The organism is Confluentibacter flavum, assembly GCF_002843175.1.
Taxonomy (GTDB): Bacteria; Bacteroidota; Bacteroidia; order Flavobacteriales; family Flavobacteriaceae; genus Confluentibacter; species Confluentibacter flavum.
This window is the reverse complement of the sequence record NZ_PJEO01000054.1, coordinates 72,214-85,741: the sequence shown is the minus strand read 5'-3', so window position 1 is coordinate 85,741 and position 13,528 is coordinate 72,214. Positions and strand designations below refer to the sequence as shown.

The 13,528-nt window shown below is 35.3% G+C and carries 11 protein-coding genes and 1 tRNA gene; 2 read left to right on the top strand and 10 right to left on the bottom strand.

Annotated elements, in window-relative coordinates:
* Window positions 1–98: 98 nt before the first annotated feature.
* Window positions 99–515: a CBS domain-containing protein gene (locus tag CSW08_RS15890; RefSeq protein WP_106660960.1), complete on the bottom strand. Its 417-nt coding sequence runs from the start codon at window positions 513–515 to the stop codon at window positions 99–101.
* A gap of 100 nt (window positions 516–615) precedes the next feature.
* Window positions 616–1,362 (bottom strand): zinc-dependent peptidase, encoded by a 747-nt coding sequence (locus CSW08_RS15885; protein WP_238987296.1) that lies wholly within the window; start codon window positions 1,360–1,362, stop codon window positions 616–618.
* Between the two features lie 424 nt (window positions 1,363–1,786).
* Here CSW08_RS15885 and CSW08_RS15880 point away from each other — a divergent pair, with 424 nt between their 5' ends.
* Together CSW08_RS15880 and dgoD are read left to right on the top strand one after the other, a co-directional pair.
* Complete coding sequence (locus CSW08_RS15880; protein WP_106660854.1) at window positions 1,787–3,340, top strand: carboxylesterase/lipase family protein; 1,554 nt, start codon at window positions 1,787–1,789, stop codon at window positions 3,338–3,340.
* Window positions 3,341–3,457: 117 nt separating this feature from the next.
* Window positions 3,458–4,756, top strand: a complete 1,299-nt coding sequence (gene dgoD, locus CSW08_RS15875; protein ID WP_106660957.1) for a galactonate dehydratase — start codon at window positions 3,458–3,460, stop codon at window positions 4,754–4,756.
* 161 nt (window positions 4,757–4,917) lie between these two features.
* Here dgoD and CSW08_RS15870 read toward each other — a convergent pair.
* The 8 genes from CSW08_RS15870 to CSW08_RS15835 form a co-directional block, all read right to left on the bottom strand.
* A tRNA-Arg gene (locus CSW08_RS15870) sits at window positions 4,918–4,991 on the bottom strand.
* A gap of 32 nt (window positions 4,992–5,023) precedes the next feature.
* On the bottom strand, window positions 5,024–5,473 hold the full coding sequence (locus CSW08_RS15865; protein ID WP_106660853.1) for a GatB/YqeY domain-containing protein: 450 nt from the start codon (window positions 5,471–5,473) through the stop codon (window positions 5,024–5,026).
* 198 nt (window positions 5,474–5,671) lie between these two features.
* Window positions 5,672–7,630 carry a cell division protein FtsZ gene (gene ftsZ, locus CSW08_RS15860; RefSeq protein ID WP_106660852.1) on the bottom strand — a complete coding sequence of 653 codons (1,959 nt, stop codon included), beginning with the start codon at window positions 7,628–7,630 and terminating at the stop codon, window positions 5,672–5,674.
* A 55-nt stretch (window positions 7,631–7,685) separates the two neighbouring features.
* On the bottom strand, window positions 7,686–8,999 hold the full coding sequence (gene ftsA / locus CSW08_RS15855; protein ID WP_106660851.1) for a cell division protein FtsA: 1,314 nt from the start codon (window positions 8,997–8,999) through the stop codon (window positions 7,686–7,688).
* 3 nt (window positions 9,000–9,002) lie between these two features.
* The gene (locus CSW08_RS15850) at window positions 9,003–9,695 is read right to left on the bottom strand and encodes a cell division protein FtsQ/DivIB (RefSeq protein ID WP_317044941.1); all 693 of its coding nucleotides are present in this window, start codon (window positions 9,693–9,695) and stop codon (window positions 9,003–9,005) included.
* A gap of 16 nt (window positions 9,696–9,711) precedes the next feature.
* Window positions 9,712–11,064, bottom strand: coding sequence for a UDP-N-acetylmuramate--L-alanine ligase (gene murC, locus CSW08_RS15845; RefSeq protein WP_106660849.1), 1,353 nt, complete (start codon window positions 11,062–11,064; stop codon window positions 9,712–9,714).
* Between the two features lie 99 nt (window positions 11,065–11,163).
* Complete coding sequence (gene murG, locus CSW08_RS15840) at window positions 11,164–12,267, bottom strand: undecaprenyldiphospho-muramoylpentapeptide beta-N-acetylglucosaminyltransferase (protein ID WP_106660848.1); 1,104 nt, start codon at window positions 12,265–12,267, stop codon at window positions 11,164–11,166.
* 9 nt (window positions 12,268–12,276) lie between these two features.
* On the bottom strand, window positions 12,277–13,470 hold the full coding sequence (locus tag CSW08_RS15835) for an FtsW/RodA/SpoVE family cell cycle protein (RefSeq protein WP_106660955.1): 1,194 nt from the start codon (window positions 13,468–13,470) through the stop codon (window positions 12,277–12,279).
* Window positions 13,471–13,528: the final 58 nt, after the last annotated feature.

The following is a 13,528-nucleotide window of genomic DNA, read 5'->3' as shown; positions in this document are numbered from 1 at the left end:
GCTCTTTGGTTTATTGCTGACCTTAAATATAAGTATATAAACACAGGGGAAGTATGATAAAAATCATACTTCCCCCTAACATAAAAAATTAGTTTAGTTTATAATTGTTTTAAAAAGTAATTTAATAAATCTGTACTTGTTACAATTCCTACCAAAATGGATTCATCTACAACAGGCAACGCATGAAACTCCCGCTTTGCTAAAATTTCAGTAGCTTCTTGAATTGTAGTATCACTATCAATACACAAAACATCTTTAGTCATTACTTGTTCTATGGTAAATGAATTATAAACAACAACCTCTATATCATGCTCATCGTTGGTTGTATCGGCATAGCTAATTTTGAGTAAATCCGCATAGCTTAGCATACCAATGATAGATTCTCCTTTAACTACTGGAATATGTCTTATTTTATGCTTCTTAAAAAGCATTTCGGCTCTAGTTAAGTCATCAGACCTCGTTAAAGCAATAATGTTTTTTGACATTATTTCTGAAACTGGAGTGTTTCCTATCATCATTATAACATTTTAATTATATCATAAAGATATGACCAAATAAGAGAATAAATCATGACTTAAGTCATGTACTAAAAATAAAAGTTTTTTAACTAAGGGATTAATACCCAGAAATATTAAAGTTGAGCATTTGCCTAACTTTCCCATAGATTTCTGGAAACTCGGCCTTAAAATCCTGAGGTGTTTCAATAAAGTTTTCAATAGCTACGGCCAAAAACTCAAATTGATTGGTAAAGGCATATTTCCTAAAGTATTTTGAGGCCATCAATCTATTTCTCAAATCCTCCTCTACTGCCAATAGTTGTGAAAGTTCGTTAAACGAATCGCTAAAAATGGTAGAACTAATATCGCGTTCTTTAATACTGTTTAAATGTATGGCATGCGTAAATTCATGAATGCCTAGATTTAAATTATCATTTTTTGCATCAAACCCCTGTTTAAAATCTTCCCATGATAACACTAAGGTTTGAAATTTTGGATTAAATTCCCCTTTATGATAAGTCTTGTTTGTATTTGAATAAAATTTATTTGGATAAACCACTATTTTTGAAATAAGTGCAATGTAAAAATCCCTGAAACCAAAAGTGAGCATGACTGCTGTAGCAGATATTAAAACCTTTATATCATCAGTAATTACAAGACCATCTCTACCAATAAAATCTTTATCCTTCATAAAGGAAGCTACTCGATGTTCAAAATAAGATTTTTGTTTATTCGATAGTTTCTTATAAAAAGGAAAATTATTTATTAGAATATGCTTTTGTTGCTGATTAAGTTTCTTTAAAAAAAAGTAAAAATGAATATAAAAGGGCTTTCTGTATTTTAGAACATAAGCGACCTCAACCATTTTTATAGTAAAATAACAAATTATATAAACCAATACTGCAACAAAAATTCCTATAACCATATTACTACCCATAAAATTCTATCTTGAAACATTTTGAACGATTACTTAAATTAAAATTACAAAACATAACTGTAAAACCTGCTTTTAATTTTAGAGATTAAAAAACTGTTTAAAAATAACCTTCATTCTTAAAATGATTGTTTACCAAATAAGAACATTTTTATTTAAAAAATGTATCTTTAAAAGCAAATAATTTCTATGGATTTTTAAATTTATCTTTATAAGAAGCATTAAATAACAGTAACCCTTAAATTAAAGTTACTAAGATTTTACCATATCCATACGTAAGCTTTTTGTTATTGGCCATAAAAAATAAAAAAGTTATCCTTGATAAAAAACCAACAAACTAAACACATTACTAATTATGCAAAAAATCACAACTTATCTAGTGGCTATGCTTATGTTATTTGCCACCATGTCTTGTTCCAAATCCGAACCAGGACAAGTTAAAACCAAAGATGGATGGTTGCAAGGAACTATCCAAGACAGTTTAACCATTTTTAAAGGCATTCCTTTTGCTGCACCACCCATTGGGAATTTACGTTGGAAAGCGCCACGGCCCGTTGAAAAATGGGAAGGTATAAAACAAACGACCGAGTTCGCTCCTGGACCCATGCAAGGCGGAAATCCACCTTCAGGAAAAAGCGAAGATTGTTTATACTTAAACATTTGGACCCCTGCCCAAACAGCCGATGAAAAAATCCCTGTTCTTGTTTGGATATATGGTGGAGGGTTTGGCGCAGGTGCCACATCAGAAACTGTTTACAATGGTGAAAAACTAGCTAAAAAAGGCGTTGTACTTGTTAGCATTGCTTACCGTGTTGGCATACTTGGATTTATGGCTCATCCTGAACTGAGTGCAGAAAACCCCAACAAGGTATCTGGAAATTATGGCCTGCTTGATATGATTGCTGGCTTAGAATGGATACAAGAAAATATCTCTGCATTTGGAGGAGACCCCAACAAAGTCACCATTTTTGGTGAATCGGCTGGAGGTATTGCCGTAAGTATGTTAAGTGCTTCGCCATTAGCTAAAGGATTATTTCATGGAGCTATTTCACAAAGTGGCGGGTCGTTTGGGCCTTCACGTCCAACCACATATCCCGGTGAAAATCAAAAAACATTACAAGATGCTGAAAAAGATGGTGTGTTATATACTGAAACTGCTGGCGTTTCATCAATAGCAGAACTAAGGGGCATTTTAGCTGATAGTCTTCCCGGCGGTAGAGGATGGCCTATTATTGATGGTTACGTCATCCCAGATGATCAATATACCCTATATGAAGCTGGCAAGTTTAATGACACGCCTATATTAGTTGGTTATAATTCCGATGAAGGCGCCAGTTTTACCCGTACCAAAGATCCACAAGAATTTATTACCAGTGTAAAAGAACGGTATGGTGCATTTGCAGATGACTTATTAAAAGCGTATCCTGTTGGCGACAGTACAGTTCCTAAAACTGCCCGCGACTTATCTCGTGATGCAGCCTTTGGATGGCATACTTGGAGTTGGGCAAGGTTACAGGCTAAAAAAGGACAACATAAAGCCTATTTCTATTATTTTGACCAACATCCTGATTATCCTGAAGATTCTCCACGTTTTGGTTATGGCTCACCTCATGGACAAGATGTTGGCTATGTGTTTATGAATTTAGATGCTTCCAATCCGGAAACAACCAAATCCGATCTAGAGATTTCTGAAGCTATGGGCACTTATTGGACAAACTTTGCTAAATATGGTAATCCGAATGGAGAGAATGTCCCCGAATGGCCTGCCTTTAGCGATGCCAATCCTGAAGTGATGTACTTGGGGCCAACGCCACATCTTGGCCCTGTACCAAGTGCAGAATCCCTTGAAGTATTGGATGATTATTTTGAATGGCGACGAACACCAGAAGGCGAAGTTTGGGCTAAATAATTTAAACATCAAAAATGAAAAGAATATAAATTGTAGGGTTGATATTGAATTAAAATTCTATGTAATACGTTTAAAAAATACTACTTTTAAATGAACCACTAAACTAATGATATGGATATGAAAAACTTAACACGCCGTCATTGGCTTAAAGGCATCTCTATGGGTGTTGCGGGCCTTATGGTACATGAGCGGGCAACCGCCAAAAGCAGTGAAAAAATCAATTATACAACTGCTCTTATAAATCCAAAGGATGATTTAAAAATTACAAAACTAGAGATTATCCCTGTAAATACACTTCGTACTATTTTTATAAAACTGCATACAAATGCTGGTATTGTAGGGTTAGGAGAGGGTACTGTAGAAGGTCGAATAAATACTACTATGGCTGCAATAAAAGAGTTAGAAAATTATCTTATAGGTAAAGATCCAAGGTTAGTGGCTCATCATTGGCAGGCCATTTATCGACACGCTTTCTATCGAGGTGGTATTGTTCTAACTTCGGCTCTTTCAGCTGTTGATATAGCTATGTGGGATATAAAAGGTAAAGCCTTAGGTGTTCCCGTTTATGAATTGTTGGGCGGACTTACCCGCGACCGCATACGTGTATACGGCCAAGCTCAAACACCCGAAGAAGCTAAAAAAATTATGGCCGAAGGTTATACATCCATGAAAGTTGGTGTAACTTCAAGTCGTGGGCGTTTATCCCGGTATGTGGAAAACCCTGATTTTGTTCAAGGAGTGGTTGAGAATGTTCAAGCCATACGTGACATTATAGGTCCAAAAGTAGATATGGGTATCGAGCTACATGGCGATCATGAACCACAAACATCAATGATTTTAATAAAGGCATTAGAAAAATTTCAACCATGGTTCTACGAAGAACCTATACAATTTCAAAATTTACCACTAATGGCTGAAATGGCCAAAAAAACACATATCCCATTTGCTACGGGAGAACGCATGGTTACTAAATGGCAATTTCGTGATTTATTGGAACTTAAAGCTGCATCATTGTTGCAACCTGACATTACGCATTGTGGTGGTATTACCGAAATGAAAGCTATTGCTAATCTGGCGGAGGCCCATTATGCTGGTATGTTGCCACACGCTAAAGAAGGTATGATTGGTGCTGTGGCTTCCATGCACGTTGCCGCTTCTATCCCAAATTTTGTTTGTCATGAACTTCCTAGTCTTCAAGCGGCTCCCAATGATGGTGTGGAACGAAGTTATTTAGGCAAAAGCTACATAACCAAACCTTTAATCATGAAAAATAGTGAGATCATGGTAGCAGGTAATTTTGACGGACCTGGATTAGGAATATCTCTGGACGAAAACATTATTGAAAATGAAAAAAACATCCCAGAATGGGAATTTCCTGAAATGTGGGATACTGATGGGTCTGTAAAAGACCATTAAGTTTTTGCAGGCAATATTTGCCCTTGTTTGATTGTAGCATTTTTATAGAGTTATTTATGTTCTCATAAATGAAAAATCACTATTTAAACCAAGGGCACAAATCAACATACTTTTATAAACCAAAAAAAACATATAATTAATGAAAATTACATGGTTTTTTGTGACCGCGGAGGGGTTCGAACCCCCAACCCTCAGAGCCGAAATCTGATATTCTATCCAATTGAACTACGCAGCCGTATTCCCGCACAGGCGGGAATCTTTTTATTTTTAAGACAGCTTGGCTTTTACAATATTGGAAATAGTTTTTCCATCTGCTTGGCCAGCCAATTCTTTACTTACAAGTCCCATAACTTTCCCCATGTCTTTCATGCCTTGAGCGCCGACTTGGTTTATAATGTTTACAACAACTTTTTCAACATCTTCATCGCTTAATGCTACTGGCAAAAATTTACTGATAATATCAGCTTCTGCCAATTCAGGTGCTGCCAAATCCTCACGTCCTTGCGCCAAATAAATGGCCGCACTGTCTTTACGTTGCTTAACTTGTTTTTGAAGTATTTTAAGTTCTTGATCTTCTGTTAGCTCTTCTTTTGCTCCGCTTTCTGTTTGTGCTAATAAAATAGCCGATTTTACAGCTCTTAATGCTGTTAAAGCGGTTTGATCCTTTGCTTTCATGGCGTCTTTTAATGCCGACATGATACCTTCTTGTAAACTCATAGTTAAATCATATTAAGAATGCGAAGATAAAACAAATAAATAATAAAAATGTAGCTGATAAGAGATTCCCTCCTTCGAGGGAATGACAAAATTGCTGTTGATTAATATTATTGAGATTCCCGCCTTCACGGGAATAAAAAACCCGAAAAGCTGAGAGGTTCTTTTCGGGTTCATAACTAAGTTAGGTTAGCATATATTTTAATCTACGTTATCGTGTAAATAAGAATTGTTTGTTCTTAATTGAATATCGTCATTATCATCTACACCAATACTGGTTCTAGACATATCAGTTTCTGATGAATGTTTTGCATCTTCAAGATTTACGCCTTGACGTTTATAAGCGGGTACTTTTTCAATATCATCAATTTTTGAACTATTGAATTTATAATTAAAGTCTTTCATTTTACGTCGTCGTTCTTGGGCGCGTTCTTTAAGCATATCTGAAATAGGACTATTCATAGGGTCTATCTCTTCACAAGTGTTTTCAGTAACTTCTTTTGCTATAATTTTCTTTTCAAAAACCACGTTATAATCTTCATCTTCAGCGATATCTTTAATGGATACTTGCTTTTTATTCATAGATGATTCTACTTCTATACAATCTTCCAAGGTATAGCGAATGTCACCTGCTTCATTAGATTCGGTTACCGTGATAAGTTCTACATAATCATTTACGGGCATTTTTTTAACATCCTCGTTAGCTTCATACGTCATCATATCATCATCATCTTCCTCCGCATTAGAGTTAGTAAGAGGTAAATCAAACGTTAACGTAATTTGTTGTTCTTCCTCCACCTCAACGTCTTTAACTTTATTTGACATTTTAGTGACCGGTTTGATAATGAAGTCATCGTCTTCTTTAATATTGGCCTTTACTTCTTCATAAACAACTTTAATGTTTTTTATGATATCAGTGGTTGGAACCAAATTGATATCCTTTAAAAAATACTCTTGTTTTTGTTTAGGCTCTTGTTTTTTAGTATCAGGTTGAACCAACTCTTCGTCAACTTCAATATCTAAAGTATGACGAACAACAGGTGTTTCTTTTTTTGTTTCAAGTTCTATAACTGGTGCGATAATGACAGGCTCTTTTCCCTTTGGGCTTAATTCCCTTTCATCCACTAAAGAATGGATCACTTTCTTTGTTTCACTATTAGAAATTTCATCTTGTTGCTCTACATTAAATCCCGTGGCAATAATAGTTACCGCAATGGATTCTTCTAGCGCTTCGTCTTCACCAACTCCCATAATAATATTAGCCCCATGACCTGCTTCATTTTGAATATGGTCGTTTATTTCGCCAATTTCATCAATGGTTATTTCATGTGTACCAGAAACAATAAGCAGCAATACGTTTTTGGCTCCAGTAATTTTGTTATCATTTAATAACGGTGAATCAAGTGCTTTTCTAATAGCGTCTTGTGCACGGTTTTGACCCGATGCTAATGCAGACCCCATAATAGCTGTACCACTATTGCTTAATACTGTTTTAGCATCACGTAAATCGATATTTTGCGTGTAATGATGCGTAATAACTTCAGCTATACCACGAGCAGCAGTAGATAGCACTTCATCTGCCTTAGAGAAACCAGCCTTAAAGCCTAAATTCCCATACACTTCACGCAGTTTGTTGTTATTAATCACAATTAAAGAATCTACAACGCTTCTTAATTTTTCAATACCTATTTGAGATTGCTCAATACGCATTTTACCCTCAAATTGAAAAGGCATGGTGACGATCCCTACTGTTAAAATATCTAAATCCTTAGCCATTTTAGCAATAATAGGTGCCGCACCAGTACCTGTACCACCGCCCATTCCTGCAGTGATAAATACCATTTTCGTGTTTGAATCCAACATATTGGAAATGTCTTCATAACTTTCAACAGCAGACTGCTCCCCTATATGTGGATTTGCTCCCGCTCCCAATCCTTCGGTCAAATTAAGACCTAATTGGATTTTATTTGGTACACCACTGTTTTGAAGCGCTTGTGCATCTGTATTACAAATGTAAAAGTCTACGCCTTTAATGCCTTGCTGGAACATGTGATTGATAGCATTGCTACCACCACCGCCAACACCAATAACTTTAATGACATTTGATTGATTTTTTGGTAAATCAAATGCGATACTTTCGAATTCTTTTTTGCTGCTCATAAATTCTGTTTTACTGGGGTTTGATACTTTATACTCTTAATTCTATGGATTTGTACTATTCTGCGTTATCTAAAAAATCCTTAACCCTTTCGGTTAACTTATCTAGAAACGAACGTCGTTCTTTTGGTGGTTTTTCAACAGGTTTCTCTTCCTGTTTTTCCTCTTCAGTTTTAGGTGACAATTTTTCTTTTTGTTCTATTTTTTTACGTTCATTGCGTTTGATGCCATCTAAAACCAAACCAACAGCCGTTGCATATAAGGGACTTGTTATTTCTTCATCACTATCACCTGCTAAATGCTCGTTAGGAAATCCTATTCTGGTATCCATGCCTGTAATATATTCTACCAATTGTTTAAGATGCTTTAATTGAGCACCTCCACCTGTTAAAACAATACCAGCTATTAGTTTTTTCTTTTGTTCTTCATGTCCATAATTTTTAATCTCTACATACACTTGTTCTACAATTTCTACAACACGTGCATGAATTATTTTGGACAGATTTTTTAATGTGATTTCTTTAGGCTCTCTTCCTCTTAGCCCTGGAATGGAAACAATCTCGTTTTCTTTGTTTTCCCCTGGCCAAGCAGAACCAAATTTTATTTTTAAGAGTTCGGCTTGCTTTTCTATAATGGAACACCCTTCTTTGATGTCTTCTGTTATGACATTTCCCCCAAAAGGAATGACTGCAGTATGGCGAATGATGCCATCTCTAAAAATGGCTAAATCAGTGGTTCCACCTCCTATATCTATTAATGCAACACCAGCTTCTTTTTCCTCTTGACTTAACACTGCATTTGCTGATGCCAATGGTTCTAGCGTAATGCCTTCTAAATTTAATCCAGAACTTTGTACACAACGACCAATGTTTCTTATAGAGGAAACTTGCCCAACGACCACATGAAAATTAGCTTCCAACCTACCACCATACATGCCGATGGGTTCTTTAATTTCAGCCTGTCCATCTACTTTATATTCCTGTGGCAATACATGAATTATCTCTTCCCCTGGCAACATCACTAATTTATGCACCTGATTGATAAGTCGGTCTATATCTTCTTCATCAATAACCAGATCTGAATTAGGTCTTGTTATATAATCACTATGTTGTAAACTACGTATGTGCTGACCCGCAATACCCACGGTAACACCTTCAATTTTCCTATCGGCTGCAGCCTCTGCCTCTTGAATAGCTTGTTGTATAGATTGAATGGTTTGTGTAATATTATTTACCACGCCACGGTGCACACCCAAACTTTTAGATTTGCCTATACCTAAAATTTCAAGCTTGCCGTATTCATTTTTACGACCAATCATAGCCACAATTTTTGTGGTACCTATGTCTAATCCTACTGCTACATTATGCTCCATAGTTTACGTTTTGGTACATACTACCTGATTATCAAATTGTAAATTAACTTTACTGTAACCATCAAGTGTTTTTTCTTTTAAACTCTTTTGATAAAACGCTTTTAGATTATTTATTTTTTTATCCAAAAAATTAACGCTTCCCAATTGAACTAAAAAACGACATTGTCTAAGTTTCAAGTAAATTACTTCATCCTTATCCTGATGGATTTCAACAACATTCTTTTTTAAAAACTCATCACTTTCAATTTTACTTGCTACAGTAAATACATTTTTTAAATTATTTTTTTCAACATATCCCGTAACAAGTGGCACTCTGGACGAATAATTTGATGACAATGGCATATAAAAACCTTCGTCATCAATATAATACGACGCATTTGTACACACTCTAGCAATTGGTCTTTTTTGTTCGATTTCAGCGGTAAGTGTGCCATTTACAGTAACATACACTTCAGCCGATTTAATCATTGGGTTAGAATTCAGGGCGCGCTCTAATACATTCAAATCTAAAGTTTCTTTAGGCATATTTTTTACATCCCCGTAATTTTGTATTAACAATTTACTAACAGTTTCGTAGGTGATAAAAAGATTGTTATCCCCAACAAATTGTATGTTGGGTTGAGACACTTTTCTAATGGAATTTCTACTCGATGCAAAGGCATACAAGAAAACCACTAAACCTAGCAGCACTATCATTTTTATGTAATTCCAATTAACTCGCAATGCTTAATTCTTTTTTAATTTGTTTTACTTCTTCACCTATATCACCTGCCCCAATGGTTAAAATGACTTGGGCATGACTTTCTTGTATTTTAGAAATTAGTTCAGCTTTACTGACCAATTGCTTATTTTTATTTTCAATTTTATCCAATAACCACGTTGATGTAACACCTTCTATGGGAAGTTCCCTTGCAGGATAAATATCCAATAATAATATATCATCAAACTGAGATAGGCTTTTGGCAAACTCGTCAATAAAATCTCGTGTTCTACTAAATAAATGTGGTTGAAAAATGGCTAAAACCCTTTTATTGGGATACATTTCCCTAACCGCTTGGTGTACGGCATTAATTTCTTCTGGATGATGCGCATAGTCATCAATATAAACCAGATTTTCTGTTTTTATTTGATATGTAAATCGTCTTTTAACCCCTTTGTAAGATGCTAAAGCTTTGGCGAGCTGTTGGTGCGGGCAACCATATTCTACAGACATCGCCAAGGCTATTAATGCATTCGACAAATTATGTCTACCAGGCAGGTTAAATTTTAAATTTTCTAACACCGCTTTTGGCGTTTTAACATCAAAAACATACGTGCCATTTTCTATTTTAATATTTTGAATGGTATAATCTGAATCATCTTCAATACCATAGGTAATTCCTTTTATGGGCAATCCGTTTTTAACAAATAATTTTCCATCTTTCTTAACTCGTTTTGAAAAAGCAACGAACGATTCTTTTAAGGCATCAGCATTTCCATAAATATCCAAATGATCGGCATCCATGGATGTGATACAAGCCATGTTGGGCGATAAAGTTAAAAACGAACGATCGAATTCATCTGCTTCAACAACCGAAACCTCTGTTCCGTTAAGAATTAAATTGGAATTATAATTTTCACTGATGCCTCCTAAAAAAGCCGTTAGTGGCACATTACATTCTTTCATTAAATGACCCAAAATACTTGTTGTAGTGGTTTTTCCATGTGTACCAGCAACTGCTAAACAAAACGTGTTTTCGGTTATTAACCCTAAAATTTGGGAGCGTTTTAAAACATTAAATCCGTTGTTTATAAAATATTGTAATTCTGAATGGTTTTTAGGAATTGCTGGCGTGTAAACTACTAAAGTTGTATTAGGATTTAAAAATGATGGCTCAATAAGTTCAACGGCGTCTTCAAAATGAATTTGGATACCTAAATCGGTTAAATCACTTGTAATATCAGTTGGTGTTTTGTCATAACCTGCTACTTGTTTTTTATTTGCTTTAAAATATCTAGCAAGCGCACTCATACCTATGCCGCCGATGCCGATAAAATAAATGCTATGTATATTATTTAAGTTCATGTTGTCATTCCTGCGTAGGCAGGAATCTGATTATATTATTATTTCTTTTGTGAATTCCTGCCTATGCAGGAATTCACAAATAGGTTTAATTTATATTATTTATTTCCTTAGAAGTTTTACAACTTCATCTACAATTTCATTTGTTGAATTTACCAATGCTAACTTTTTTATATTGCCCCCCAATTGCTTTTGCTTCTCTGCAGACGCTATAAGCTGAGAAAATTTATTCTCAAAATCGGCATCTAAATCTTCTTCTTTAATGATTAGGGCTGCATTTTTATCTACAATGGCCATGGCATTTTTTGTTTGATGGTCTTCAGCCACATTAGGTGATGGTATGAATATAACCGGCTTACCAACCACACATAATTCTGAAACCGAAATAGCGCCAGCTCTAGAAATCACGATATCTGCCGCCGCATACGCAAAATCCATATTATTTAAAAATTCATATACCTGAACATCCTTGGTATGGCTGTAAATTTTATATTGTTGATAATACAGCTTACCGCATTGCCAAATAACCTGAACATTTTGTGTGCTTAAAAAATCCAATTTACTTTCTATCAATTGATTGATTCGTCTGGCACCTAAACTCCCGCCGAGAACCAAAAGGGTATATTTACCATGCTTTAAATTGAAAAAATTTTTAGCTTCCACTGTTTTTGTATCAATATCCAACAATCCTTTTCGTAAAGGATTCCCCGTTTTTATGATTTTATCTTTCGGAAAAAAACGTTCCAATCCATCATAAGCCACACAAATTTTATTTACTTTTTTTCCTAATATTTTATTGGTTATTCCTGGATATGAATTTTGCTCCTGAATAAGTGTTGGAATTTTTTTGGAAGCTGCAACATTTAATAATGGGCCACTAGCAAAACCACCTGTTCCAATAACCACATCTGGATTAAATTCATTAATAATACTTCTGGCTTTTAACAAACTACTAATCAATTTAAAAGGAAACATGAGGTTTTTAGTGGTTAGCTTACGTTGAATACCCGATATCCACAACCCTTTAATATCATAACCCGCTTGTGGCACTTTTTCCATTTCCATTCTATCTTTTGCGCCAACAAATAAAAATTCCGCATCAGGAAAACGCGATTTTAATTCGTTTGCTATGGCAATGGCTGGATAAATATGCCCACCAGTTCCTCCTCCTGAAAGAATAATTTTATATGCTTTATTTTTTGCCATTTATTCTATTTAAATTGTTTCTGATAGAATTTCCAACGGATTTTCTTCCATATATTCTTGTTCCTTAATTTCTTCTCGTTTGGCACTTACACTCAAAATAATACCTATTGCCAAACAAGTCATCCAAATTGATGTTCCTCCACTACTAATTAATGGAAGCGTTTGTCCCGTTACTGGAAATAATTCCACCGCAACTCCCATATTTATTAATGCTTGAAAAATAATGGGCAAGCCAACCCCTAAAACCAAAAGTTTGCCAAATACCGTATCGGATTTTTGTGCCACAATAACTATTCTGAACAATAACCACAGATATAACACCACTAAACCAACACCCCCGATCAATCCATATTCTTCAATAATGATGGCGAATATGAAATCGGACGACGATTGTGGCAAAAAATTCTTCTGAATACTTTTCCCAGGACCCAACCCTTGAATACCTCCTGAAGCAATGGCAATTTTTGCTTTTTCAATTTGATAGTCGGCTTCAGTATCTTCATCATTGGCATAATTTAAAATCCTATTTTCCCAAGTAGTTACTTTTACATTTAGTGGTCCTGTTGTTAATTTAGCTGTCATAATAAAGACTACTAAAGCAATCATTCCACAGCCTATAATAATTCCTAAATAACGCATGGGGTAGCCTCCAATAAACACTAGGATTGATACCATTAAAAATATAATGGCTGCCGTAGAAAAGTTAGATGGCAATATGAATGCTAACACTAAAAAAACTGGAGCCCAAAGTGGGATGATCGTTGACTTAAAAGTTATTTCCTTGTCTTTTATTTTCGACATATAACGGGCTACATACACCATAAGCACCACCAATGCAAAAGTGGATGTTTGAAACGACATACCCACAATTGGTATTTGAATCCATCTACTCGCACTCGCGCCACCCATAACCGTGCCTTGCATCATCGTTATAACCAGTAAAACCAATACAACGGGCATCATAACCAAAGATAAGCCTCTAAAATATCGATAGGGAATTTTATGAACGCCATACATAATCCCGAATCCTAAAAAAAGATGCATAAAATGTTTTACAAAAAAGACAAACGTATTGCCTTCCCCTCTATCGTAAGCCAAGTCACTTGAAGCACTGTATACAGGTAAAAAGGACAAAATTGCCAACAACGCAACGATGGCCCAAATAAGCCTGTCTCCTTTTATATTTTCAAATAGTGCTTTCATCCCATCTCTCCTTTCGGACATCTTCCCTAAGGGAAGAAATTATTTAGTTTTAATTAAA